Below are 25,272 nucleotides of genomic sequence, written 5' to 3'. Positions count from 1 at the left end.
GCCCGTGTGTCATGGTGGACCGGTGCCGACCACCGTATCGCTGCCGGACGACTGGCCCGCACACCCGGACCGGTCGCTCTCGCTCAACCGCATGGGAAGTTTCGACTGGGACCTGGTCACCGGTCTCATGCACATGGACGAAGCCGCCCTCGACGTCTTCGACACGACCCCCGGCGAGTACGACGGCCGGCCCGAGTCCCTCTCCCCGCGCGTCCCGCCGGCCGAGTCGGCCCGGCTCGACGCCATGGTCTCCTCCGCCCTCAAGAGCGAGGTCGACAGCTACGGCGCCTACTTCCGCATCCGCTGCCGGGACGGGCGGCTGCGCTGGACACACACCCAGGGCCGCGTCATGCGCGGCCCGGACGGGCGGCCCCACCGGATCATCGGCATCGTCCGGGACGCGACCGAGGAACTCAGCCACTCTGCGGAACGCCTCGGACTCGACGAGGAACGGCGCCGGCAGACCTCGGTGGTGGAGAGCACCACCGCCGCCCTCGCGCACGCCCGGACGGTGCAGGACGTCATCGACGCGCTCGGCGACGCCCACGGCCTGGAACGGCTGGGCTCGATGGGCATGGTGATGGGCCTCGTCGAAGCAGGCCGGATCCACCTCGTGGCCGAGGGCCCGGAGGGCAGCTTCGTCCCCGGGACCCGCTACACCCGCATCGACGAGCAGTACCCGATGAGCGAGGTCGTCCGCTCCCTCCAGCCGCGCTTCCTCGACTCGGCCGAGGAATTCGCCCAGGGCTACCCGGCGCTCTGGGCGAAGATCTCCTCCATGCAGATCTCGGCGGCCGCCTATCTGCCGCTCATCGCCCAGGCCCGCCCGATCGGCGCCATCGGACTGCTCTACCAGGACAAGGACGGCTTCACCCAGGAGGAGCGCAACCTGCTCGTCGCCCTCGGCAGCAGCATCGCGCAGAGCCTCCAGCGCGCCATGCTGCTGGAACAGGAGCACGACCTCGCCGAGGGCCTCCAGCAGGCCATGCTGCCCCGCCGGATCCCCTCGGTACCCGGCGGGGAGATCGCCGTACGGTACCGCTCCGCCCGGATGGGCCAGGACATCGGCGGCGACTGGTACGACGTCGTACCGCTGCCCGGCGGCCGGGTCGGCGCCGTCATCGGCGACGTCCAGGGCCACGACACCCACGCGGCCGCGGTCATGGGCCAGCTGCGGATCGTCCTGCGCGCCTACGCTGCCGAGGGCCACTCACCCGGCACCGTCATGGCCAGGGCCTCCGTCTTCCTCCACGAACTGGACACCGAACGTTTCGCGACGTGCACCTACGTGGAGGCCGACCTCTCCACCGGCGTGCTCCAGATGGTCCGCGCGGGCCACATCGACCCGCTGCTGCGCACCCGCGACGGGGACTGCCACCGGCTACCGGTGGCCGGCGGCATGCCGCTCGGTCTGTCGGCGGAGTTCGGCCGGCTCGAGTACCCCGTGACCACCGTGGAACTCGATCCGGGAGAAACGCTCCTACTGTGCACCGACGGCCTCGTCGAACACCCCGGCGCCGACCTCGACGACGGGATCCACATGCTGGCCTCCCTCATCCGCAGCGGCCCCGCCGACCTGCAGCTCCTCGCCGACCGGCTGTGCGAGATCACCACCGAGCGCGGCGGCAACGATGACATGGCCCTCCTCCTGTTGCGCCGCCGGCCCGCACCCGTCCCGCCCGGCGGCGGCAGGCTGCAGCAGCACGTGGCCCCCGGCGACCCGGAGGCCCTGGTGGCCGCCCGCCACATGATCGGGGCGGCGGTGCGCGCCTGGGGCGCGCGGGAGCGGGCCGACGAGATCGAGCTGGTCGCCGACGAGCTGATCGTGAACGCGCTCATGCACACGGACGGCCCCGCCATCGTGACCCTGCGCATACTGGCGGGCCACCAGCGCAGACTGCGCGTCGAGGTCGCCGACCGCTCCAGTGCGCTCCCGCGCCGGCGGGAGGCGGGCGACTCCGGCGTCTCGGGCCGGGGCCTGATGCTGGTGGACCGGCTGGCGGACGTGTGGGGAGTGGAGCCGCGCGGCAGCGGCAAGTGCGTGTGGTGCGAGTTCGTCATGGGCTGAGCACGGCGCCGCGGGACGGGCCGGGGGAAAGTCCGTTGCGGGGACGGCGCGGGGTCCGTGAGGATCAGGGGCGATGACCCACGCCATGGACGAAGTACGCCGTCTGCTGAAGCAGGACGATCTGCCCGGAGCGGTCCGGTCCCTGCGGCCGCACGCCGAGACGGCACCGATCGCCGAACTCGCCGAGGCCGCCAGGGCCCTGGCCGACAAGGCCGGGTTCACGGACCTGGCCGACGCCGCCCGCAAGGCCGCCGAACGACCCCACGAACCGCAGGCCCTCTACGACTTCGGGTACGCCTGCGTCGAGCGGGGGATCGCCTTCCTCGCCGTCGCGCCCCTGCGCGAGGCCCTCAGGCTCCTGCCCGACTCGCGCATGCTCCTCGCCGAGCTGGTCTCCGCCCTGGAGGACGAGCACCGGCACGCCGAGGCCGCCGCACTGCTCGCCGCCCGCGGCGACCGGCTGCCCGCCTGGCCCGAGACGTACCTCCTCGTGCACAACACCCTCTTCGCCGGGGACCTCGACACCGCAGAGGGGCTGCTGAGGGGTCTGCCCGCGCCCGAGGACCCGCAGTGGTCGCCCGCCCGGGAGCGCCAGGCCCGCCAGGTCCTGCGCAGCGGCCAGTCCCGCCGCGCCCAGCGGAGCGCCGGACACCCCGACCCGTTCGGCCCGGCCGACCTGCGGGGCTGGCACTACGGCCTCACGGGCGGACTGCTCGCCACCCTGTCCCCGTACGGCTGGGACGCCGGGATGACCGGCCGGTACGCCTACCTCGGCGACACCCGTCAGCTGTGCCGCCAGGGGCTGGCACGCCTCGGGCTCGCCCTGGAGGCCGCCGGGCGCCGCCCCGGATGCGTCTCGCTGCTGCCCGGCCGGTCCGAGCGGATCCTCGGCCTCGCCGCCGCCGCGGTGCTCGGCCTGCCCGCCGTCCCGTACCGGCCGGACCGCACGGACACCCTCGTCGTCGCGTACGACCTGGCCAAGGCCGACCCGGACCTCGTCCGCACACTCCACGCGCGCACCGAAGGCCAGATCCTGTCCGAGCACGCCACCTGCTGGACCGAGCCGCCCGCGGTGAGCGCCGACTTCAGCACGCTGCTGTGCCAGTTCGTCGTCCCGCCCTGGCGGGACGACGACCGGCCCGAGGAGGAGATCGCCCGGGACGTCGCCGCGGCGGACCCCGCCCCGGACGGCGGCGACGGGCAGGCACCGCCCGACCCGGATGAGGCCTTCCGCGCCTTCGCGGCCGGCGTCGCCCCCGGCTGGCTCGCGGCCCCGCGGGACCGGATCGCGTCACCCGGCCCGGTTCCCAGTTCGCGTTTCGCCTGAGGCGGCGGCAGGCTGGGAGCATGCCGGAGCTGCCCGAGGTCGAGGCTCTGCGCGAGTACCTCGACGAGCACCTCACCGGGCGGGTGGTCGAGCGCGTCCTCCCGCTCGCGGTGAGCGTGCTCAAGACGTACGAGCCGCCGCTGACCGCCCTCGAAGGGCGGCCCGCCGGAGCCGTCGCCCGCCACGGGAAGTTCCTCGACCTGCGGATCGGCGAGCTCCACCTCGTCACCCACCTGGCCCGGGCCGGCTGGCTGCGCTGGCAGGAGTCCCTGCCGGCGCAGCCGCCGAGGCCCGGCAAGGGCCCGCTGGCCCTGCGCGTCGCACTGGAGGGCGGGGGCGGCTTCGACCTCACCGAGGCCGGGACCCAGAAGCGGCTCGCCGTGTACGTGGTCCACGATCCGCAGGAGGTGCCCGGCATCGCCCGCCTCGGCCCCGATCCGCTCGCCGAGGCCTTCGACCGGGACGCCTTCGCCGCGCTCCTCACGGGGGAGCGGCGCCAGATCAAGGGCGTCCTGCGGGACCAGAGCGTCTTCGCGGGGATCGGCAACGCCTACAGCGACGAGATCCTGCACGCCGCCCGGGTGTCGCCGTTCAAGCTCGCCTCCTCCTTCGACGAGGAGCAGGTCACACAACTCCACGCTGCGGTCCGGGACACCCTGCGCGAGGCGGTCGGCCGGGCGCACGGGGTCGCCGCCGGGAAGCTCAAGGCCGAGAAGAAGAGCGGGCTGCGCGTGCACGGCCGGGCCGGCGAGCCGTGCCCGGTGTGCGGGGACACGATCCGCTCGGTGTCCTTCGCCGACTCCTCGCTGGAGTACTGCCCCACCTGCCAGACCGGCGGGAAGCCGCTCGCCGACCGGCGGCTCTCGCGCCTCCTCAAATAGCCGGGCGCTGCGTAGACTCCGCCACCATGGCCGAGGAGCAGCAGCAGTCGCCGCCCCGGCGCGAGATCGTCACCGGGGTGCCCCGGGGCGCCCGCCGCCGGGCGCCCGCCCACACCCCGGCGCGCTCGGAGATCTCCGAACAGACCAGCCTCGGGGCCACCTACGTACGGGCCCTCATGCGCAGCCAGCTGCGCGCGGGGCTCGGGGCGCTGGCCGCTCTGGTGTCGCTGGTCGGGGCGCTGCCGCTGGTGTTCGCGGCCCCGGGGGCCCGGCCCGGCCCGCTGGTCTGGCTGGTGCTGGGGCTGCTGGTGTATCCGGTCATGTGGCTGATCGCCCGGTGGTACGTCCGCCGGGCGGAGCGCAACGAGGCCGATTTCACGGGCCTGGTGATGGATCCGGCCGACAGGTCGTAGCCGTCAGAAGAGGTGCATCGCCAGGTGGCCCAGCGGCAGGCCGAGCTGCCAGGCGGGGGTCCACACGCGCGCGTTCTCGTCGAGTCCGGGCGGGTTGTCGGCGTGGCCGTGCCGTCCGGGATCGAGATTGGTGGCGAACAGTTCGGTGCCGTCCAGCCAGCGCCAGGCCGCCCGGGCCAGTTCCAGGTCGGGGTCCTCGCCGCGGCCGCCTTCGCGGGCCGCCTCGCCGAGGTCGAGGAAACGGGTGTGCACCCAGTCGCGCCAGGGGTGCCCGTACGCCGTCAGCGACAGCCACTCGTCGAGCTGCGAGACCACGCGGATCCCGGAGAGCTCGCCGGCGGCGTCGGAGAGGTAGATGGTCAGGGCGAGCGTGTCCCGTCCGGCCCGGAACTCCAGGGTGTTGACCGGGATCAGCCGGCCCGTCCGCAGTAGTTCGTCGGCGATGTACTCGGCGTAGAGCCAGGCCATGGGCACCGCGAGCCCACCGTCACTGGTGCCGTTCGTACCCTCGGGCTGCACCGTTCCACCTTCTCCCGCGCGTCGAGCGTCCCGTCGTCAGCCCCGAGCCTTCACCGAGCGGCTCACGGAGCGGGGGATGTTTACTCAACTTGGACGGTGTTCTGTCGAATTCGATGCGTTTTATGTCCGGTCCGCATCCCTTCGCGGCGTTCCGGGACCCGTTCGCGGAGCGGCGGGTCTCAGGCGCCGAGGCCGTAGCCGTACCCCTGGAGGTCCTTCCTCAGGGCGCGCAGGGCGTAGTGGGTGCGGGACTTGACGGTCCCGGCCGGGATGCCGAGCTCGGCGGCGGCCTCGGCGACCGACCGGTCCCGGAAGTAGACCTGGAGCAGCACCTCGCGGTGCTCCGGCCCCAGGGACCCCACGGCCCGCCGCACGTCGATCGCCGTGACCGACCCGGCCACCGCGTCCTCGGCGGCGGGTGCCTGCTCCAGCCCCTCGGGGTCCACTTCCAGCGGCCGTGACAGCCGGGCCCGCCGGGCGTCGATCGCGAGCCGCCGGGCCACCGTGAACAGCCAGGGGCGCATGGAGTCGTGTCCGCTGGCCAGTGCCTCCGGGTGCTGCCAGACCCGTACGAGGGTCTCCTGTACGAGGTCCTCCGCGCGCTGGGCGTCGCCGGCGGTGAGACCGACCAGGAATCCGAACAGGGCCCGCCCGTGGTCGCGCTGGAGTTCGGCCAGGGCCTCGGGATCCGTACGCGGGAGGGTGGGGGAGAGCGGCACGAGTGGCTCCTTCCGGGGTGCGCGGGGGTCTTCGGGGCGGCGCCCCGTCCACACCCTGACCTGCGCAGAGCCGACCGGGAACCGTCCTGCCCCGGTGTTGCGCCCAAGCACCCGGGTGGTCCGACGGGCGGCGGTGCCCGGCGGTGAACGGTCGAACGGCGCGGCGAACGGCAGGCCGTGCCGTGTCCGCCGTCCGAGTGGGTTCGCCGGCGGGGTGCGGATCCGCTTCTTGACTTACTGGGTGTTGTTGTATGGATTGCAGATGATGACAAGTCAGATAGTCGTATAAATGGGAGCCCGACTGATGACCACGCGCACCCGGCCGAGGGCGGCCGCCCTGCTCTGCGCCCTCCTGCTGTCCGCGGCGGCGGGATGCTCGGCCGCCGGGGACACCGCACCGGCCCGCCTGGGGGACTCCGGCCCGCCGGCCCCCTCCAGCGCCGGCGGGGCCCCCGCCGCCAAGGGCTTCACCCTGGTCGCGAGCGGCGACGTACTGCCGCACACCTCGGTCATCCAGCGGGCCGCGAACGACGCGCAGGGCGACGGCTACGACTTCAGGCCCATGTTCTCCGGCGTCAAGAGCGTGGTCTCGGGGGCCGACCTGGCCCTCTGCCACATGGAGACCATCTACGGGGAGGAGGGCGGGCCCTTCTCCGGCTACCCGGCCTTCAAGTCCCCGCCGCAGGTCGCCGACGGCCTCAAGGACGCCGGCTACGACGGCTGCTCCACGGCCTCGAACCACACACTCGACGACGGCGCCGCCGGGCTGCGCCGCACCCTCGACCGCTTCGACAAGGTCGGCCTGGGGCACGCCGGCTCGGCCCGCACGGCGGCCGAGGCGGCCAAGGCGACCACCTACACGGCCGGCTCGGCCAAGGTGGCGCACCTCGCGTACACCTACGACACCAACGGCTACCCGCTGCCCGACGGCCAGCCGTGGGCGGTCAACCTGATGACGCAGGACAAGATCATCACGGATGCCCGGGACGCCCGGAAGTCGGGCGCCGACGTGGTGCTGGTGAGCGTCCACTGGGGCACGGAGTGGCAGACCGAACCGGACGAGACCCAGATCTCGCTGGGCAGGGCGCTGACCGCCTCGCAGACCGGCGGCCGGCCCGACATCGACCTGATCCTCGGCACCCACGCGCACATCCCGCAGCCCTACGAGAAGGTCAACGGGACCTGGGTCGTCTACGGCATGGGCGACCAGGTGGCCGGCGAGATGTTCAACTACACGGGCGCACGCGACATGCGCGGCAACTACGGCTCGATCGGCCGCTTCACCTTCGCCCCGCCGGCCGCGGCCGGACAGCGCTGGCAGGTCACCAAGGCGGAGTTCGTGCCGCAGATGATGGACCTGGCCGCCGGCCGCGTCGTCCACCTCCCCGACGCCCTGGCCGAGAACCCCGGCCGGGAGGACTACGAGGCCGCCCGGGACGAGATCACCGAGGCGGTCCTCAGCCGCGGCGCCGCCAAGGACGGCCTGAAGGCGGTTCATTAGGGGCTCGGTTCGCCTCCGGGGCGCCGTGTGCCGGACTCACAGGTCCGTACGTGTTCGAAAACCGTTCGTGCCTCACGGCTTCCTCCGCGCGCTCGGACCTGTTCCCCCGGCGCGCCCCTTCGGCTCACTCGCCCCCGATCGGGCGCAGGCATCGGTCAGGGCACCACGGTCACCGGCCAGCGGCCCGCCTTGACCAGGCGGATCGCCACCGAGCCGATGATGCGGTGGCCCGCCTGCTCCGAGGCGCCGACCACCACCGCGTCCGCCATCAGCTCCTGCGCCGCGCTCACCAGGCCGGCGTAGGGGTCACCGCGGAAGGTGTGGAACTCCCAGCGCACCTCGTAGATGCCCTTGAGCCGCTCCGCCGACTCGCGGATCTCGGCCACCAGCCCCTCCGCGATCTCCCCGGTGGTGTCGGCCACGGGCGCGCCGAACGCCGCCCCGGCCGGCACCACCGGCTGGACGTACACCAGCGCCAGCAGGGCGTTCTGCCGCCGGGCCAGCCCGGCCGCGTAGGCCGCCGCCCGCAGCGAGGACTCCGAACCGTCCACCCCGGCCAGGATCACCTTCGGGCCGTCGGTACCGCGTTCGAATCCCGTGTTCACGTGCTCCGTCACCCTGCGAGGATAGGCCGTGGCCCGCCGGCCGCCCCCACCCGCTCGGCGCGCGCACCGGCGCACCCCTCCCTACAGTGCGAACCATGAGTGCCACCGTGGAGGAGACGCACGGGACCCGGAACCGCTTCCTCAACCGGGTGCCCGACGGGTTCGGCGCGTTCTTCGGGACGATCGGCCTGCTGTGCGCACTGCTCTCGCTCTCCCCGACGCTGCGGCGGCTCCTGCGGCACGTCGTGCGGTTCCTCGACCTGATCGTCGTACCGGTCAGCGCGAACCTCGCCTACGCCGCCTTCCTCTTCCTCTTCGCCGCGGCCCTCGGCACCCGCAAGAAGGTCGCCTGGTGGATGATCATCACCTATCTGGCCCTGCTGATCGTCGACGACCTGCTGGACATCGCCGTCGGCGACTACTGGATCGGCGTCGCCTCGATGGCCCTGGCCGTCGCCGCCATGGCCGTACTGATCGCCGCCCGCAAGGAGTTCTATGCCGCGTCCCGCCCTGGGGCACTGTGGCACGCCCTGATCGTGCTGGGCCTCGGCATGCTCGCCGCAGTCCTCCTGGGCTGGGCGCTCGTCGCCCTCTTCCCCGGCTCCCTGCCCCGCGGCCAGTGGCTGGACTGGGCCGCCAAACAGGTCTTCGGCGGCCTCTTCTCGGCCCGGCAGTTCGACGGACGCCCGCCCAGGCCGCTGTACTTCCTCCTCGGCCTCTTCGGCGCCGTCGCCCTGCTGAACGCGGCCGCGACCCTCTTCCGCTCCCAGCGCCTGACCGCCGCCCTGCACGGCGACGAGGAACCCCGCATCCGGGCCCTCCTCGGCGCGTACGGCCGGTCCGACTCCCTCGGCTACTTCGCCACCCGGCGCGACAAGGCCGTCGTCTTCGCCCCCAACGGCAGGGCCGGCGTCACCTACCGCGTCGAGGCCGGCGTCTGCCTCGCCAGCGGCGACCCGGTGGGCGACCCGGCCGCCTGGACCCCTGCCATCGACGCCTGGCTGGCCGTGGCCGGCCGCTACGGCTGGCAGCCCGCCGTGATGGGCGCGTCCGAGGCCGGCGCCACCGCCTTCGCCCGCTCCGGGCTGAGCGCCCTCCAACTGGGCGACGAGGCCATCCTGCACGTCGCCCACTTCGACCTCGACGGCCGCGACATGCGCGTCACCCGCCAGGCCGTCAACCGCGTCAGGCGCGCCGGCGCGACCACCGTCATCCGCCGCCACTCCGCCCTCTCCGACGACGAGATGCGGACCATCATCGACCGGGCGGACCGCTGGCGGGACACCGAGACCGAACGGGGCTTCTCCATGGCCCTGGACCGGCTCGGCGACCCGGCAGACGGGGACTGTCTGCTGGTCGAGGCCTTCGACGACAAGGGCGAGCTGATCGCCCTGCTCTCCTTCGTCCCCTGGGGCAGGGACGGCATCTCCCTCGACCTGATGCGCCGCGACCGCACCGCGCCCAACGGGGTCATGGAGTTCATGGTCGCCGAACTGTGCGCCGCCGCCCCCGGCCTCGGAGTGCGCCGCATCTCCCTCAACTTCGCCGTCTTCCGCTCCGCCTTCGAGGAGGGCGGCCGCATCGGAGCCGGTCCCGTCCTCAAGCTGTGGCGCAAGCTGCTGCTCTTCTTCTCCCGCTGGTGGCAGCTGGAGGCGCTGTACCGCTCGAACGTCAAATACGGCCCCGAGTGGTACCCGCGGTTCCTCTGCTACCAGGACGCCGGCTCGCTCGCCCGGGTCAGCCTCGCCTCCGGCATCGCCGAGGGCTTCGTCTCCGTACCCAGCCTGCGCACGCTATGGGGCAACGGCCACCCCAAAGGCGTCACCGCCCCCGCCACCACCGAGGGGCTGCCCCCCATCGCATCCCTGGGCCTGGACGCCGTGGGGGAGGAGCTGCCGGGCGTCCCCGCCGAGCGGCTGCCCGAACAGGTACGCGTCCGCCACGCCAAACTGGACCGCATCCGGGCCCGCGGCACCGACCCTTACCCGGTGGGGATCCGTCTGCGCACCCACACCGTCGCCCAGCTGAAGGCGGCCCACCCCAGCCACCCGCCCGACGCCCGTACCGCCGAGCCGGCCACCCTCGCCGGGCGCGTCATGGTCGTACGCGACCTCGGCGGCGTGGTCTTCGCCGTGCTGCGCGACTGGTCCGGCGATATACAGCTGATGCTCACCCGCGACGAGGCCGGCGCCGAGGTGCTGGACTCCTTCACCTCCCAGGTCGACTTCGGCGACCACGTCCTCGTGACCGGCGAGCCGGGCGCCAGCAGGACCGGCGAGCTCTCCCTCGTGGTCCGGTCCTGGCAGCTCACCGGCAAGTGCCTGCGCCCCCTGCCCGACAAGCGCAAGGGTCTCGCCGACCCGGAGGCCCGGGTCCGGCGCCGCTACCTCGACCTCGTCGCCAGCCCCGAGGCGCGCGACGTCGTACGGGCCCGCTCCAGCGCCGTCCAGGCCCTGCGCCAGGGCCTGCTCGACCGCGGCTACCTGGAGGTCGAGACCCCGATGCTCCAGCAGGTGCACGGCGGCGCCAACGCCCGGCCCTTCCGCACCCACATCAACGCCTACGACCTCGACCTGTACCTGCGCATCGCGCCCGAGCTGTACCTCAAACGGCTCTGCGTCGGCGGCATGGAGAAGGTCTTCGAGATGGGCCGCACCTTCCGCAACGAGGGCGTCTCCTACAAGCACAACCCCGAGTTCACGATGCTGGAGGCCTACCAGGCCTTCGCCGACTACGACGTCATGCTCGACCTCACCCGGGAACTGATCCAGTCGGCCGCCACCGCGGCCTACGGCTCGCCGGTCGCGCACAAGGCGGGCGCCGACGGCAGGCTCGTCGTCCACGACATCTCCGGGCCCTGGCCGGTCAAGACCATGTACGGGGCCATCGGCGAGGCCCTCGGCGAGGAGGTCGACGCCGACACCGAGGAGCACGTGCTGCGCCGGCTCTGCGACCGGGCCAAGGTGCCGCACGGACCGGAGGACACCCGCGGCGACGTGGTCCTGGAGATGTACGAGCGGCTGGTGGAGGAGCGGACGAAACTCCCCACCTTCTACAAGGACTTCCCGACCGACGTCTCCCCGCTCACCCGCCAGCACCGCAAGGACCCCCGGCTCGCCGAGCGCTGGGACCTCGTCGCCTTCGGCACCGAACTCGGCACCGCCTACTCGGAGCTGACCGACCCCGTCGAACAGCGGCGCAGGCTCACCGCCCAGTCCCTGCTCGCGGCCGGCGGCGACCCGGAGGCCATGGAACTCGACAACGACTTCCTGGACGCCCTCGAATACGCGATGCCGCCGACCGGCGGCCTCGGCATCGGCGTGGACCGCCTCGTCATGTTCCTCACGGGCCTGACGATCCGCGAGACCCTCCCCTTCCCCCTGGTGAGGCGTGGCTGACCGCGCGCAGGGCTGGTCCGCACGAGTGAGCGGGGCGGGGCGCGTCCGCGCCTCTCGACATCTGCGGGGATGTCGTTGATACGTAGTAATAATGAAAAAAGACGAGCCGACAGTAGGGCGGCGCGTGCTCCTGCGCACCGCCGTCTTCCTCGGAGTCGCGGCCGCGGGACTGATCACCACCGGCAACGGCACCGAGGGCGGTACGCCCGGATCGTCCGGTGTGCCGGGCACGGGCAGCGCACCGGGTCCCGCCGCCGGGCCCGGCCCGAACCCCGCGGCGGGGGCGCCCGGATCGGTCCCCCGGGCCCTGCCCGAGAAGTCCTACCGGCTGCGCCCCATGACGGCGGACGCCCCCGCCCGGCCGGCCGCCGTGAAACCGGCCGTGCGGACCCGGCCCATCCTGGAACTCCCGGCCGAGGCGAGCACCCACAGCTCGATGGTGCTGACCTTCGACGACGGGCCCGACCCCCGCTACACACCGGCCATCCTCGACACGCTCGGCCGATACGGCGTGCGCGCCATGTTCTTCGTGTGCGGCGAGATGGCCGCGGAGAACCGCGACCTGCTGCGCCGGATGGCCGCCGAGGGGCACGTCATCGGCAACCACACCTGGACCCACCCGCACATCCCCAAGCTGAGCCGGCCCGCCCTCGCCGCCGAGATCGGCCGCACGAGCGAGGTCGTACAGCAGGCCGTCGGCGAGGCGCCGCAGTGGTTCCGGGCACCCTACGGGGCGTGGAACCGGGCCGCCTTCGAGATCGGGGCCGAGCTGGGGATGGAACCGCTCGCCTGGACCGTGGACAGCCTGGACTGGGAGGAGCCCGGCGTGACCACGATCGTCTCCCGGGTCATGCGCGGCGCCGGGCCCCGCGCGATCGTCCTGTCGCACGACGCGGGCGGCAACCGGACGCAGAGCGTCCAGGCCATCGCCTCCTACCTGCCCCAACTGCTCGCGCGGGGCTACCGGATGACGCTGCCCACGCTGTCCGGCGTGGCGTCGTACTGAGGGCGGGGCGGGGCGGGGCGGAGGGCGGGGCCGGGGTTTCCCCGGCCCCTGTTCAGCGGGCCTCGACCATCCGGGCGAAGACGACCACGTTGCCGTCGTACCCGCGCGCCTTGGAGTAGCCGCCGCCGCAGGTGATCACGCGGAGTTCCGCGTGCCCGGTGTCCCCGTACACACGGGCTCCGGGGAAGGCCTCCTTGGAGAACACCTCCACCCCGTACACCTCGAACACCGCCGTGCGCCCGTCGTAGCGCTCCACCTCGATGTGGTTGCCCGGTTTGACCGAGCCCAGGCCGTAGAAGACCGCCGGGCCCTGCGCGTTGTCCACGTGGCCCACGATCACCGCCGAGCCCCGCTGCCCCGGCGAGATGCCGTTGAGGTACCAGCCCGCGAGGTTGCGGTCCTGCGGCGGCGGGGCGTCGATCCAGCCCTCCGCGTCCAGCCCGACCGTCATCACCGGCGCGTCCACGTTGATCGTGGGGATCCGGATGCGCTGCACGGAGGAGTGCTCCAGCAGCTCCATGTCCGCGGGCGGCGTCGGCGGATTCGCCGGCAACTGGTCGGCCGTCACCGCGACGGCCGAGGCCGCGGTGGGCTGGGGCGGCCCGTCGTCGATGTTCACGCCGTTGCGCACCATGGCGAGGCCGCTGAGCATGACCAGGGCGAGTACGCCCCACGGTGAGCGTTTGCGTGACTGCCCTGTCTCGTCCTCGCCCATCGTTCTCCCTTCCCGACGCGGGGGTCCCGACCCGCGTTCCTGTCCCACCCCTGTACGCCCTACCTCACGCACGCTAAGGCCGGGGCGGCAGGTCGGCGAGGGGGGAGGGGCGAACGGGTGGCCGCGGCCGCGGAGGGGGCCGGAAGGGGCCGGAAGGGATGCGCCCATCCAGGTAATCGTCACATAAATGCCTGACGGGTCGTGACCTGCGGATCCGTCAGCCCGGCCGCCCGCGCTTCGGCGTGTCGCTCAACCGGGCGGCCCAAAGCCGGAAATGCGGAGATTGCGGTGCGACCGGAGGGTTCGACGTGGGAGGCGTTCTCGTCGATCATCCGGGGCCGACGCTCCGGGGCGCTTTCCGCTGGAGGTTCCACCATGCGTGTCTTGCGCGCTCTTACCGTGACGGCGGCAGCCTGCGCCGCCCTCGGCCTCAGTGCCCCGCTCGCCTCCGCGAACCAGGACCCCGGGGGCCGGGGTGGGAATGGGGGTGGGAACGGCCCCAGCAACATCTCGGTGAACCCGTTCGCCGTGCACCAGGGGTCCACGATGCAGGTGAGCGCGGCCGGCTGCGGTCACGGCGGTACCGTCACCTCGCACGGCAACTTCTCGCCGGCCAACCTCTCCCCCGGATCGATCGGGTTCGCGACCGTGCGGATCTTCAACCACGCCTCTCCGGGCACCCACACGCTGTCGGTCAAGTGCAACGACAGCAACCTGATCGCCACGGCCCGTTTCCGGATCCTGCATGGCAACCCCTCGCAGGGCGGCATCGGCGGATCCTTCGGCCCGTCCACCGCGGAGACGGCCATCGGCGCGGGCCTGGTCGGCGCATCCGCCCTGGGCGCGGGCGCCCACGTGCTGCGCCGTCGCCGTCCGCTCCGCGGCCGGAGCTGACCGTCGGCCTTTCCGGTCGGCCACCGTCCGCCTCAGCCACCGCCCGCTCCCGCCGGTCGCCCCGCGTCCTCCCCGAGGATCCGGGGCGACCGGCGGTGGAGGGGCACATGCGGGGGGCTCAGTGACCGCGGCCGGATGCCCTGCGGCGCAGGGCGTAGGCGGTACCGGCCGCGGCGGCGAGGAAGAGGCCGGCGCCGGCGCCGAGTTCCACCGGGTCCATCCCGGCCACGCTGCCGCCCAGGCCGCCGCGGACACCCAGAGATGCGCCGGTCGTGACGGGGGCCGGGGCCGTGGCGGTGCCCGTTCGGGTGGAACTCGTGGTGGGCCTGGTCGTGCCGCCGGCGATCGTCAGGTCGGTCGAGCCGGTCTCCCCGTTGCACGTGAAGGAGACGGAGTAGAGGGCTCCGGGCCGGGCGTCCCGGTCCACGGTGACCCGCACGGTCTGGCCGCGCGCGATGCTCACGGTGTCGAAGACACCGGAGGAGGCGGTGGAGTAGGCGGCGTTGCAGCCGCTGACCGCGAGTACCACCTGGCCGCCGGGGGCGACGGTCGAGGGGGTGAGGGTGAAGCCGAACGAAGTGACCTGCCGGGCCCGCTTCTCGGCGTGCCTGTCGGCGTACTTCTCGGTCTGGGGTACGGCCTGGGCTTCGGACCGGGCCTCGGCCGCGAACGCGGCGGGCGCGCCGAGGGCTCCGAGGGTGAGCACGGCGAACGTGGCGCCGGCACTCAGCAGGGCGGTGGCGGAGGTACGTATCGCACCCATGGTTGGTTCTCCGGATCCCCGAGGAGCAGCAGCGGAACGGTTTCCGCACGTGGGGGGTCGTGCGCCTCGATGTCCGCCACGCTAGGTGCGGGTGCCGGGACCCGCGATCAGGAACGGGCGAATGGGGCATGGCCGTAGGCCGAACCGGGGACGAGAGGCCCGTCCCCGGTTTGCGGGGCGGAGTCAGCCGCCGAGATCCAGGTGCGGGAACTGCGTGAGGAACGGCTCGGCGGTGGCCGAGATGCCCCGCCCGAACGGCGCGTCGAAGTCCCAGATCAGGAACAGCAGGAACGCGATCAGGGCACTGAACAGCCCGGCCAGCAGCATCTCCCGGAACGAGCGCCTGATCTGCAGGGTGAAGATCAGGCCCACCGTGATCAGGGCTCCGGTGATCAGCCCGAACCAGACCACCCCCGGCATGGTGGCCCCGGCGCTCGCGCCGCGTGCGCTGCGGGCGTCGTCGGCCACCGCGACCTGGTCGACGAGCGGCTGGTAGGCCTGGCCCTCGTGGTCGGTCTGCGGCTCGTAGTCGGTGACGTCGCGGCGGATACGTTCCAGCAGCTCCCCGCCGCGGTCCGTGAGTTCGCCGTCGTCGGCCATCGCCTTCCACTCGGTGTCCACCACGAAGGCCACGTACGCGTCGACGTCGGACCGGATCTTCGCCCGGACCTCGGCCGGGTAGACATGCGAGCGGACGCTGATCTCGTGCAGGGCCTGCGCTTCCTGGCGTACGTACTCCTGGGCGGCTCCGCGGCCCTCCCAGACGCCCGCGATCGCCAGGCCCAGCACGATCGCGTAGATCACCCCGATCATCATCGTCATGTACTCGATGACGTCCGGGGTCTCGTTCGGATCGTCGTCCTCGCCGATCCTGCGGTGATTGAAGAAGGCGATGGACAGCACCACGGCACAGGCCGCGGCCATCGCGAGGGACAGGACGAGCCATTCCGACAAGATGACTCCAGATCGTTCGACGGTGGGCGGATCACCGAGGGCGCAGCGCGACGATCGCGAGCACCGCGGGAGCCGCGGTCAGCAAGGTGAAGGTCACCGGCGAGATGTGGTGCTCGACCGGTTTACGGGCCTCCGCGCGGTACACGGGGCGGGCCACCGGTTTCCGCGGGGGCGCTGTCGCCGCGGGGGGCGGCGGTGGCGGTGGGGGTGCCGTGGCCACGAGGGGCGGGGCGGGCGCCGGCTTCGGCGGGGGCGGCGCGGGCAGGACGGGCTTCGGTACGGGCCGCGGCGCCGCCAGGGCTGGCGCCGGGGCGGGCTTCGGGGGTGGCGGGGTCGCAGTGGGGGCCGGCTTCGGCGTGGGCTTCGGCGGTGGCGGCGTGGGCTTCGGCTCGGGCGGCGGGGTGGGCTTCGGAGGCGGCTTCGGCGGACACGGCGGTGGTGGCGGCGGTGGGCAGCCGGGGTGGCCGTGGTGCCGGCCACCGCGGCCGCCACCACGGTGTCTTCCGTGGTCGGAGCGGTGGTCCCAGCGGTGGTCCCAGCGGAGGTCCGAGCGGTGGTCCGAGCGGAGGCCGGCGCCGTGATGTCCACCACCCGGGCCGCGTCCGCGGTCGTCGCCGGGGGCCACCGCGACCACTGTGGTGGCGGTCGCACCGTCGCCGGAGTCGGTCGTCGCGTAGGCGCTGCTATCAGCCACGGCCGGCGTGACGGACAAGGCCGCCCACAGCAGGACCGGGACCGCCAGCAGGCGCCTGGCACAGGCTCTGTTCACCCCGGGAGCATGGGCCCGCGCGCCCACGCGCACGGGAGGCTCGACCCCGGTTCGCCTGAACGGGTGGAGTGTCGACCGGAAAGGTTTGAGCCAGCCGCGGAGCCGCCGCAGTCGAGTCCGATCATCCTGTGGTCAATTCCCAAAAGGGATTTGTCGGTACCGTTCATTTGCCCCGGGGGCACCGCCGGGCCCTTTGGTGTGTGACGAAGAACGGATCGCCAATTTCCGCTTTTGCTCGCCCTGTTGGTCAATGATCAGTACATTCGGCTCGGACAGGAGTCCGACCCCGCACGGACCGCCGCAGGAACAACGCTTGGAGATCCCGATGGAGCGCCCCGCCTGGGCCCCGCCAGGCATCGACATCTCGGTGCCGAGCGTGTCCCGCATCTACGATTACTACCTCGGCGGGTCCCACAATTTCGAGGTCGACCGCCAGGCGGCCCGACGCGCCATGGAATTCATGCCGGGACTGCCCAAGATCATGCAGGCCAACCGGGCGTTCATGCGCCGTGCCGTCCGGCACGCCGTCGCCGAGGGCGTCACGCAGTTCCTCGACATCGGCTCCGGCATCCCCACCTTCGGCAACGTCCACGAGGTCGCCCAGGCCGCCAGCAGCGGGGCCCGCGTGGTCTACGTCGACCACGACCCGGTGGCCGTGGCGCACAGCCATGCCGTCCTCCTGGACGACGAGCACACCGGCGTCGTCGCCGCGGACCTGCGCAAGCCCAAGGAGATCCTGGCCGCCCCCGAGGTGGGACGGCTCCTCGACTTCGACCGCCCGGTCGCCCTGCTCCTCGTCGCCGTCCTGCACTTCATCGAGGACGCCGACCGCCCCTGCGAGGCCGTGGCCGAACTGCGCGACGCGCTGGCGCCCGGCAGCCTGCTGATCCTCACGCACGCCTCCTACGAGGGCATCCCGCTCACGGAGGAGGTCGCGAGCGGCACTGTCGGCGTCTACCGCAACATCCGCAACCCCCTCGTCATGCGCACCGGGGAGCAGATCGCCCGCTTCTTCGAAGGGTTCGACATGGTGGAGCCCGGGCTGGTCTCCATGCCCCACTGGCGCCCGGACCGCTCCGAGGACGGGGAGGACGGCGAGGCGCCGGAGGACCCCTACGCCTTCTCGGGCTATGGCGGCGTGGGACGCAAGGCGTGAGACTTCCGGCACAGACGGCGGGCGCGCCGAACACCGTCGCGGCGCCCGCGGCCGCACCGGCGCCGACCGCGCAATCCGCGGGGGCTCCCAACGGCGGCATCGAGGACCGGATCTCCCGCTTCGCCACGATCTGGGGACGGGCGATCTTCCCGGTCACCGCGACCTCGCTGACCCGGCCCGAGTTCGAACGGCACCTCGTTCCGCTCACCCGGACGCTCACCGAGGCCCTGCACGCCCGGCCCTTCGACGCCGCCGTGGCGCAGCGGGTGGGCGCCGAACTCGTCGCCGTGCACTGCACCGACCCCGAGGCCCTGGCCGGCACCCTCGGCGTGATCGAGTCCTACCTGGTGCTCTACTGCGGACCGGACGGACTCGACGGCGCCGGCCTGGAGGCCACCGCCGAGTACCACTCGCGCTGCGCACGCCTCCAGCACGCCATCGCCGCCGGATACGCGCGGGCGCTGCGCGAGCGCACCCTCAGCGAGCAGGAGGCCATCGCCCGCTCCGCGCTGACCGCCCGCACCGACGCCCAGCAGGCCCTGCACGCGAGCGAGGAGCGCTTCCGGGCGGTATTCGAGGGCGCGGCCGTCGGCATCGGAATCGCCGACCTCGACGGGAACGTCCTGGAGGTCAACGACACGCTGCTCCAGATGTTCGGCGGCCTGGAGGGGCACGTCCGCAGCCGCAACGTCAGCGAATGGGGCCACCCCGACGACACCCCGCACGTATGGCGAATGTACGGCGAGCTGGTGCGCGGCGAGCGTGAGAGCTACCGCGTGGAGAAGCCGTACTACCGCCACGACGGGACCGTGCTCTGGACCAACCTCACGGTGTCGCTGCTGCGCGACGCCGAAGGCAAGCCGCAGTACCAGCTGGCGCTGATGGAGGACACCACCGAACGCCGGCTGCTGAACCTGCGCCTGCGCTACGAGGCCACCCACGACGCCCTCACCGGACTGCCCAACCGGACGCTGTTCTTCGAGCGCCTGGAGAAGGCCCTCAGCGGCTCCGGGGGAGACCGCTACGGCCTGTGCTACCTGGACCTCGACGGCTTCAAGGCGGTCAACGACAGCCTCGGGCACTCGGCGGGGGACCGGCTGCTGGTGGAGGTCGCCGACCGGCTGCAGAGCTGCGCGACCGGCCCCGGCGAGGTCGTCGCCCGGCTCGGCGGCGACGAGTTCGTCGCCCTGACCACCGGCTCCGACACCGAGCAGAAGGTGACCGACCTCGCGGTCCGCATCCTGACGGCCCTTTCGACGCCGATCCGGCTGGAGGGCCGCGAGCTGTCGGTCCGCGGCAGCATCGGCATCGTCGAGGGACGGGCCAAGGAGCGCACCCCGGCCGAGGTGCTGCGCAGCGCCGACATCACGATGTACCGGGCCAAGGCGGCCGGAGGCAACCGCTTCGAGTTCGCCGACGCCGAGGCCGACGCGCGCGCGATCACCCGGCACGGCCTGACCAACGCCCTGCCGGCGGCGCTGGAGCGCGGCGAGTTCTTCATCGAGTACCAGCCGCTGGTCCACATGCGCGACGGCACCGTGCACGGCGCGGAGGCGCTGGTGCGCTGGTCCCACCCGCAGTACGGGGTGCTCGGCCCCGACCGCTTCATCCCGCTCGCCGAACGGACCGGGCTGATCGTGCCCCTCGGCCGGTGGGTCCTTGAGGAGGCCGTCCGCCAGGCCCGCGTCTGGCAGCGCGAGCACGGGGGCGCGGCCCTGCGGATCAACGTCAACCTCTCGCCGACCCAGCTGCACCACCCGGGTCTGGTCGCCGACACCGTGGCGGTGCTGGAGAAGTCCGGCCTCGCCCCGGGCGCGCTGTGCCTGGAAGTCACCGAGTCGGCCCTGATAGGCGCTGACGACGAGCTGCTGGAGCCGCTGCGCCGGCTCGCCGAACTCGGCGTGGACATCGCACTCGACGACTTCGGCACCGGCTACTCCAACCTGGCCAACCTGCGGCGCCTGCCGGTCAGCGTGCTCAAACTCGACCGCTCCTTCACCCAGGGGATGCAGCAGCAGCCTGCCGACCCGGTCGACGTCAAGATCGTGGAGGGGATCGTGGCCCTGGCCCACAGCCTCGAACTCGCCGTCACCGTCGAGGGCGTGGAGACCGGCGCACAGGCCGCCCAGCTGCGCGCGCTCGGCTGCGACACCGCCCAGGGCTGGTACTACGCCCGCCCCGGGGCCCCCGACCGCATCCACACCCTGTCCCTGTCCGACGCGGTGCCGACTCCCTCCTGACCGCTGCCCGGGCCCGTGGTGGCCCGGGCGGGGCGGGCCCGGTGGCACCCGGCTCCGGCGCGCGGCGCCACGTCAGTCCAGTCGGACCTCCGTCCCGCGGCCGGGGGTCCGAACGGCCAAGCCGACCCACCCCGTCCTGCCCGCCCTGCCTGAGGTCCCGAGAACCTGAGGGCCTGAGGGCCTGAGGGCCTGAGGCCCGCCAAGCCCGGGGGGCGACGGCGTCACGCCATCAGCATCCGCCGCAGCTCGCGCGCCGCGCGCGGGGGAGCCACGTCGGTGCGGTGCGCCAGCGCGATCGTCCGGCGCAGCGGCGAGCCGGCCAGCGGGGTCGTCCGCAGCCCCGGGTCCGCGCCGGCCACCACCATCGCCGGGACCACCGCCACGCCCAGCCCCGCCCGCACGAAGCCGAGTACCGCGTCCATCTCGCCGCCCTCCACGGTGAAGGACGGCTCGAAACCCTCCGCCCGGCAGGCGGCCACGGTCAGCTCCCGCAGGTCGTAGCCGTGCCGGAACATCACCATCGGTTCGTCGCGCAACGCGGCGATGGTCAGCTCCCTGCCCCCGCCGGGCGCCGGAAGCTTCGTCGAGGACACCACCACCAGGTCCTCCGTCAGCAGCTCCACCGTCGTCAGGGCCGGCGCCGAGGGCGGCAACGGCAGAGCGATCAGGGCGAGGTCCAGCGCCCCGCGCGCCAGTTCCCGTACGAGGTCGAGCGAACCGCTCTCCTCGATCAGCAGCTCGATCCCCGGATGCGCCGTGTGGAAGGCGCGCAGCACGCCCGGCAGCAGGCCCGTGCACACGCTCGGCGTGGCCCCCAGCCGGATCCGGCCCCGCCGCAGCTGCGCCAGTTCCTGCACCTCCAGCCGCGCCGTGTCCGCGTCCGCCAGGATCCGCCGCGCCAGCGGCAGCAGCGCCTCGCCCGCGTCCGTCAGCGTGATGTTGCCCCGGGCGCGGCTGAACAGCTCGGCCCCCAGCTCCCGCTCCAGCGCCTTGATCTGCTGGGAGAGCGACGGCTGGGCCACGTGCACCCGTTCCGCGGCCCGGGTGAAGTGCCGGGTCTCGGCGACGGCGACGAAGTAGAGGAGCTGCTGGAACTGCATAGGCCATGTCTATCAGGATGACCGGCATCATGTCTTGGACCTTTCGGGTCCTGCGTCCCTACCGTCGAAGGCATGGCTCTGGCAACGCGCACCCGGACGAGCGGTCCCTCGCTCTGGGGCTCCACCATCGGAAAGAAGACCGTCATGGCGGTCTCCGGGCTGATCATGCTCGGCTACCTCGTCGTGCACATGCTCGGCAACCTCAAGATCTTCTTCGGGGCGGACGAGTTCAACGGCTACGCCCACTGGCTGCGCACCCTCGGCTCGCCCTTCCTCCACCACGAGTGGGCCCTGTGGATCGTCCGCGTGGTGCTCCTCGCCGCCGTCGTCGCGCACGCCGTCTCCGCGTACCAGCTCAGCCGGCTCGACATCAGGGCCCGCCCGGTCAAGTACGTCCACAAGCGCCGCCGCGCGAGCTACGCCACCCGCACCATGCGCTGGGGCGGCGTCATCCTCGGCCTGTTCATCGTCTGGCACCTGCTCGACCTCACCACGCTCACCGTCAACGAGCGCGCCTGGGCCGGCCACCCGTACGAGAACGTCCTCGCGACCTTCTCCACCTGGTACGGGAACACCATCTACATCGTGGCCATGGCCGCACTCGGCCTGCACGTCCGGCACGGCTTCTGGAGCGCGGCCCAGACCCTCGGCGCGGGCCGGGCCCGGCGCGAGCGGACGCTGAAGTCCCTCGCAGGCGGCCTGGCCGCCGTCCTCTTCGCGGGCTTCGTGTCCGTCCCCGTCGCCGTCATGACCGGAATGGTGAACTGACCGTGAGCAGCTACGCGCACCACACCACCGGCGAGCCCGTCGCCGACACCAAGGCCCCCGAGGGCCCCATCGCGGAACGCTGGGACCGCCGCCGCTTCGAGGCCAGGCTCGTCAACCCCGCCAACCGCCGCAAGCACACCGTCATCGTCGTCGGCACCGGCCTGGCGGGCGGCTCGGCCGGCGCGACCCTCGCCGAACAGGGCTACCACGTCGTCCAGTTCTGCTTCTCCGACTCCCCGCGCCGGGCCCACTCCATCGCCGCGCAGGGCGGCATCAACGCCGCCAAGAACTACCGCAACGACGGCGACTCGGTGCACCGCCTCTTCTACGACACCGTCAAGGGCGGCGACTTCCGCGCCCGCGAGTCCAACGTCCACCGCCTCGCCCAGATCTCCGTGGAGATCATCGACCAGTGCGTGGCGCAGGGCGTCCCCTTCGCCCGCGAGTACGGCGGCCTCCTCGACACCCGCTCCTTCGGCGGCGTCCAGGTCTCCCGCACCTTCTACGCCCGCGGCCAGACCGGACAGCAGCTCCTCCTCGGCGCGTACCAGGCCCTCTCCCGGCAGATCGCCGCGGGCAACGTCGAGATGCACGCCCGCACCGAGATGCTCGACCTGATCGTCGTCGACGGCGTCGCCCGCGGCATCGTCGCCCGCGACCTGGTCACCGGCGAGATCTCCACCCACTACGCCGACGCCGTGGTCCTGGCGAGCGGCGGCTACGGCAACGTCTTCTACCTCTCCACCAACGCCATGAACTCCAACGCGACCGCCGTCTGGCGGGCGCACCGGCGCGGCGCCTACTTCGCCAACCCCTGCTTCACCCAGATCCACCCCACCTGCATCCCGCGCACCGGCGACCACCAGTCCAAGCTCACGCTGATGAGCGAGTCCCTGCGCAACGACGGCCGAATCTGGGTCCCCAAGGCCAAGGGCGACACCCGCCCCGCCGCCGACATCCCCGAGGCGGAGCGCGACTACTACCTGGAGCGGATCTACCCCTCCTTCGGCAACCTCGTGCCCCGCGACATCGCCTCCCGCGCCGCCAAGAACGTCTGCGACGAGGGCCGCGGCGTCGGCCCCGGCGGCCAGGGCGTCTACCTCGACTTCGCCGACGCCATCCGCCGCATGGGCCGCGACAAGGTCGCCGAGAAGTACGGCAACCTCTTCGACATGTACGAGCGGATCACCGCGGAGAACCCGTACGAGGTCCCCATGCGGATCTACCCCGCCGTGCACTACACGATGGGCGGCCTGTGGGTCGACTACGACCTGCAGACCACCGTCCCCGGGCTCTTCGCGATCGGCGAGGCCAACTTCTCCGACCACGGCGCCAACCGCCTCGGCGCCTCCGCCCTGATGCAGGGCCTCGCCGACGGCTACTTCGTGCTCCCCTCCACGATCAACGACTACCTCGCCCGCAACCCCCACCGCGACACCGTCGACGACACCCACCCCGAGGCCGTGGCCGTCGTACGCGAGACCCGCGAGCGGCTCGCACGACTGCTCGCCGTCGACGGCGACCGCACCCCCGACTCCTTCCACCGCGAGATCGGCGAACTCATGTGGGAGTACTGCGGGATGGCCCGCAGCGAACACGGCCTGCGCAAGGCCCTGATGAGGATCCCGCAGATCCGTGAGGAGTTCTGGCGCCGCATCAGGGTGCCCGGCACCGGCGAGGAGTTCAACCAGTCGCTGGAGAAGGCCAACCGCATCGTCGACTACCTCGAACTCGCCGAGCTGATGTGCCTCGACGCGCTCCACCGCACCGAATCCTGCGGCGGCCACTTCCGCGAGGAGTCCCAGACCCCGGACGGCGAGGCGGCCCGCCAGGACGATGCCTTCGCCTACGCCGCCGCCTGGGAGTTCACCGAAACCGGCATCGCCCCCGTCCTGCACAAGGAAGACCTCGTCTTCGAGCACGTCCACCCCACCCAGCGGAGCTACGCATGAAGCTCACCCTGCGCGTCTGGCGCCAGCGCGGCGCCGACGCCCCCGGCCACATGGCCTCGTACGAGGTCGACGGGATCTCCGAGGACATGTCCTTCCTGGAGATGCTCGACACCCTCAACGAGGACCTCATCCTGCGCGGTGAGGACCCGGTCGCCTTCGACCACGACTGCCGCGAGGGCATCTGCGGCGCCTGCAGCCTCGTCATCAACGGCGACGCCCACGGCCCCGAGCGCACCACCACCTGCCAGCTCCACATGCGGTCCTTCGGCGACGGCGACACGATCGACGTCGAGCCCTGGCGGGCCGCGGCCTTCCCCGTCGTCAAGGACCTCGTCGTCGACCGGGGCGCCTTCGACCGGATCATCCAGGCCGGCGGCTACATCACCGCCCCCACCGGCTCCGCCCCCGAGGCACACGCCACCGCCGTGCCCAAGGCCGACGCCGACTTCGCCTTCGAACACGCCGAGTGCATCGGCTGCGGCGCGTGCGTGGCGGCCTGCCCCAACGGCTCGGCGATGCTCTTCACCTCCGCCAAGGTCAACCACCTGGGCGTCCTCCCACAGGGCTCGCCGGAACGCGAGACCCGCGTCCTGGACATGGTGGCCCGGATGGACGAGGAGGGCTTCGGCGGCTGCACCCTCACCGGCGAGTGCGCCACCGCCTGCCCCAAGGGCATCCCGCTGCCGTCGATCGCCGCGATGAACAAGGAGTGGCTGCGCGCCGTCCGCAAGGGCCCCCGCTGACCCGGCCGACCGACAGCCCGGCGCAGGGCCCCGCCGTCCCGCCAGGACCCTGCGCCGATCGGCTGACCGGCCGGGCGGCCCCCGCGCCGCGCCCCGGCGGCGCCCGGGCCATGGGAGACAGTTGGCCCCATGCCACAAGCCCCCGCCGGGACCGGACCACGCCGCAGAGCCGTACTGGCCGCCGCCCTCGCGCCCCTGGCCGCGGCCGGCTGCTCCGGTGAGGAAGCGCCCCGCCCCCCGGCCGCCGGGCAGCAGCCGGACGCCGAGGACGCCGTGATCATGGTCATCCGGCACGCGGAGAAACCGTACGCCGGAGACTCCGGCCGGGACGAGGACGGCGAGGACGACCCCGGCTCGCTGGCCCGGCGCGGCTGGCGCCGGGCCGAGGCGCTGCCGCGGCTCTTCCCGCCGGCCAGGGGTTCCGCGCTGCCCCGCCCCGCCGCCGTCTTCGCCGCCGGCGGCAAGGCCCCCGCCCCCGCCCGGTGCCGGCAGACCGTGACCGCCCTGGCCACCGCACTGCGCACCCCCGTACGCGCCGAGTTCGCCGTCGGCGCCGAAGCCGCCCTGGCACACGCCGCGCTGGCCGGCCCCATGCCCGTACTCGTCTGCTGGGAGCACACCGGCATCCCCCGCCTGGTGCGCGCCCTCGGCGCCCACCAGGTCCTCGGCCTCCCCGCGACCTGGCCGGACCGCTACGACCTGGTCTGGCAGTTCACCCGCCGCAGCGGGCAGTGGAGCTTCCGCGAACTGCCCCAGCAGCTCCTGTCCGGCGACGCCTGAC

General features: G+C 72.9%; 22 protein-coding genes. 14 read left to right on the top strand and 8 right to left on the bottom strand.

The features are described from left to right. Positions 1–4 precede the first annotated feature (4 nt). From ACFWFZ_RS11595 to ACFWFZ_RS11580, 4 genes are all read left to right on the top strand, one after another. Positions 5–2,068 carry a SpoIIE family protein phosphatase gene (locus ACFWFZ_RS11595; RefSeq protein ID WP_387120158.1) on the top strand — a complete coding sequence of 688 codons (2,064 nt, stop codon included), beginning with the start codon at positions 5–7 and terminating at the stop codon, positions 2,066–2,068. A 73-nt stretch (positions 2,069–2,141) separates the two neighbouring features. Then, positions 2,142–3,395, top strand: coding sequence for a hypothetical protein (locus tag ACFWFZ_RS11590; RefSeq protein WP_387120156.1), 1,254 nt, complete (start codon positions 2,142–2,144; stop codon positions 3,393–3,395). Positions 3,396–3,415: 20 nt separating this feature from the next. Beyond that, positions 3,416–4,276 (top strand): Fpg/Nei family DNA glycosylase, encoded by an 861-nt coding sequence (locus ACFWFZ_RS11585; protein ID WP_387120153.1) that lies wholly within the window; start codon positions 3,416–3,418, stop codon positions 4,274–4,276. Positions 4,277–4,302: 26 nt separating this feature from the next. Next, positions 4,303–4,689, top strand: a complete 387-nt coding sequence (locus ACFWFZ_RS11580) for a hypothetical protein (RefSeq protein WP_387120150.1) — start codon at positions 4,303–4,305, stop codon at positions 4,687–4,689. 3 nt (positions 4,690–4,692) lie between these two features. Here the strand turns inward: ACFWFZ_RS11580 and ACFWFZ_RS11575 are convergent, their stop codons facing one another. Continuing rightward, positions 4,693–5,157 (bottom strand): hypothetical protein, encoded by a 465-nt coding sequence (locus ACFWFZ_RS11575; RefSeq protein WP_387120648.1) that lies wholly within the window; start codon positions 5,155–5,157, stop codon positions 4,693–4,695. 230 nt (positions 5,158–5,387) lie between these two features. Beyond that, on the bottom strand, positions 5,388–5,927 hold the full coding sequence (locus tag ACFWFZ_RS11570) for a sigma-70 family RNA polymerase sigma factor (protein ID WP_387120147.1): 540 nt from the start codon (positions 5,925–5,927) through the stop codon (positions 5,388–5,390). 304 nt (positions 5,928–6,231) lie between these two features. On the opposite strand from ACFWFZ_RS11570, the gene ACFWFZ_RS11565 reads away from it, so the two are divergent. After that, positions 6,232–7,428, top strand: a complete 1,197-nt coding sequence (locus ACFWFZ_RS11565) for a CapA family protein (protein WP_387120144.1) — start codon at positions 6,232–6,234, stop codon at positions 7,426–7,428. A gap of 155 nt (positions 7,429–7,583) precedes the next feature. Here the strand turns inward: ACFWFZ_RS11565 and ACFWFZ_RS11560 are convergent, their stop codons facing one another. Further along, positions 7,584–8,045: a universal stress protein gene (locus ACFWFZ_RS11560; protein ID WP_387120141.1), complete on the bottom strand. Its 462-nt coding sequence runs from the start codon at positions 8,043–8,045 to the stop codon at positions 7,584–7,586. Between the two features lie 83 nt (positions 8,046–8,128). Here ACFWFZ_RS11560 and lysX point away from each other — a divergent pair, with 83 nt between their 5' ends. After that, positions 8,129–11,431, top strand: coding sequence for a bifunctional lysylphosphatidylglycerol synthetase/lysine--tRNA ligase LysX (lysX, locus tag ACFWFZ_RS11555; protein WP_387120137.1), 3,303 nt, complete (start codon positions 8,129–8,131; stop codon positions 11,429–11,431). A gap of 91 nt (positions 11,432–11,522) precedes the next feature. Then, positions 11,523–12,437 carry a polysaccharide deacetylase family protein gene (locus tag ACFWFZ_RS11550; RefSeq protein WP_387120135.1) on the top strand — a complete coding sequence of 305 codons (915 nt, stop codon included), beginning with the start codon at positions 11,523–11,525 and terminating at the stop codon, positions 12,435–12,437. Positions 12,438–12,489: 52 nt separating this feature from the next. On the opposite strand, the gene ACFWFZ_RS11545 is transcribed toward ACFWFZ_RS11550, so the two are convergent. Beyond that, positions 12,490–13,152: a class F sortase gene (locus ACFWFZ_RS11545; protein WP_387120132.1), complete on the bottom strand. Its 663-nt coding sequence runs from the start codon at positions 13,150–13,152 to the stop codon at positions 12,490–12,492. A gap of 375 nt (positions 13,153–13,527) precedes the next feature. Here ACFWFZ_RS11545 and ACFWFZ_RS11540 point away from each other — a divergent pair, with 375 nt between their 5' ends. Beyond that, on the top strand, positions 13,528–14,046 hold the full coding sequence (locus ACFWFZ_RS11540) for a hypothetical protein (protein WP_387120129.1): 519 nt from the start codon (positions 13,528–13,530) through the stop codon (positions 14,044–14,046). Positions 14,047–14,164: 118 nt separating this feature from the next. On the opposite strand, the gene ACFWFZ_RS11535 is transcribed toward ACFWFZ_RS11540, so the two are convergent. The 3 genes from ACFWFZ_RS11535 to ACFWFZ_RS11525 all read right to left on the bottom strand — a co-directional run bounded on the left by ACFWFZ_RS11535 (position 14,165) and on the right by ACFWFZ_RS11525 (position 15,920). Then, entirely contained in the window at positions 14,165–14,809 is a 645-nt protein-coding gene (locus ACFWFZ_RS11535; RefSeq protein ID WP_387120126.1) for a hypothetical protein, read from the bottom strand. 183 nt (positions 14,810–14,992) lie between these two features. Continuing rightward, the gene (locus ACFWFZ_RS11530; protein ID WP_387120123.1) at positions 14,993–15,763 is read right to left on the bottom strand and encodes a hypothetical protein; all 771 of its coding nucleotides are present in this window, start codon (positions 15,761–15,763) and stop codon (positions 14,993–14,995) included. Positions 15,764–15,794: 31 nt separating this feature from the next. Continuing rightward, complete coding sequence (locus ACFWFZ_RS11525) at positions 15,795–15,920, bottom strand: hypothetical protein (protein ID WP_387120120.1); 126 nt, start codon at positions 15,918–15,920, stop codon at positions 15,795–15,797. Between the two features lie 937 nt (positions 15,921–16,857). Here ACFWFZ_RS11525 and ACFWFZ_RS11520 point away from each other — a divergent pair. Both ACFWFZ_RS11520 and ACFWFZ_RS11515 read left to right on the top strand, forming a co-directional pair. Continuing rightward, positions 16,858–17,688: an SAM-dependent methyltransferase gene (locus tag ACFWFZ_RS11520; RefSeq protein ID WP_387120646.1), complete on the top strand. Its 831-nt coding sequence runs from the start codon at positions 16,858–16,860 to the stop codon at positions 17,686–17,688. A gap of 98 nt (positions 17,689–17,786) precedes the next feature. After that, positions 17,787–19,928 carry a putative bifunctional diguanylate cyclase/phosphodiesterase gene (locus ACFWFZ_RS11515; RefSeq protein ID WP_387120643.1) on the top strand — a complete coding sequence of 714 codons (2,142 nt, stop codon included), beginning with the start codon at positions 17,787–17,789 and terminating at the stop codon, positions 19,926–19,928. A 221-nt stretch (positions 19,929–20,149) separates the two neighbouring features. Here ACFWFZ_RS11515 and ACFWFZ_RS11510 read toward each other — a convergent pair whose 3' ends face one another. Beyond that, positions 20,150–21,028 carry a LysR family transcriptional regulator gene (locus ACFWFZ_RS11510; protein ID WP_387120117.1) on the bottom strand — a complete coding sequence of 293 codons (879 nt, stop codon included), beginning with the start codon at positions 21,026–21,028 and terminating at the stop codon, positions 20,150–20,152. Positions 21,029–21,100: 72 nt separating this feature from the next. Here ACFWFZ_RS11510 and ACFWFZ_RS11505 point away from each other — a divergent pair, with 72 nt between their 5' ends. The 4 genes from ACFWFZ_RS11505 to ACFWFZ_RS11490 all read left to right on the top strand — a co-directional run bounded on the left by ACFWFZ_RS11505 (position 21,101) and on the right by ACFWFZ_RS11490 (position 25,271). Beyond that, positions 21,101–21,796 (top strand): succinate dehydrogenase, encoded by a 696-nt coding sequence (locus ACFWFZ_RS11505; protein ID WP_387120114.1) that lies wholly within the window; start codon positions 21,101–21,103, stop codon positions 21,794–21,796. A 2-nt stretch (positions 21,797–21,798) separates the two neighbouring features. Further along, positions 21,799–23,748 carry a fumarate reductase/succinate dehydrogenase flavoprotein subunit gene (locus ACFWFZ_RS11500; protein WP_387120112.1) on the top strand — a complete coding sequence of 650 codons (1,950 nt, stop codon included), beginning with the start codon at positions 21,799–21,801 and terminating at the stop codon, positions 23,746–23,748. Next, positions 23,745–24,491, top strand: a complete 747-nt coding sequence (locus ACFWFZ_RS11495) for a succinate dehydrogenase/fumarate reductase iron-sulfur subunit (RefSeq protein ID WP_387120109.1) — start codon at positions 23,745–23,747, stop codon at positions 24,489–24,491. The genes ACFWFZ_RS11500 and ACFWFZ_RS11495 overlap by 4 nt, the downstream gene beginning before the upstream one ends. Before the next feature lie 129 nt (positions 24,492–24,620). Next, the gene (locus ACFWFZ_RS11490; protein ID WP_387120107.1) at positions 24,621–25,271 is read left to right on the top strand and encodes a hypothetical protein; all 651 of its coding nucleotides are present in this window, start codon (positions 24,621–24,623) and stop codon (positions 25,269–25,271) included. Position 25,272 lies beyond the last annotated feature (1 nt).

Origin of the sequence: Streptomyces sp. NPDC060232 (assembly GCF_042726555.1) — a bacterium.
Lineage (GTDB): Bacteria > Actinomycetota > Actinomycetes > Streptomycetales > Streptomycetaceae > Streptomyces.
This window is presented reverse-complemented; position numbering and strand designations above follow the sequence as displayed.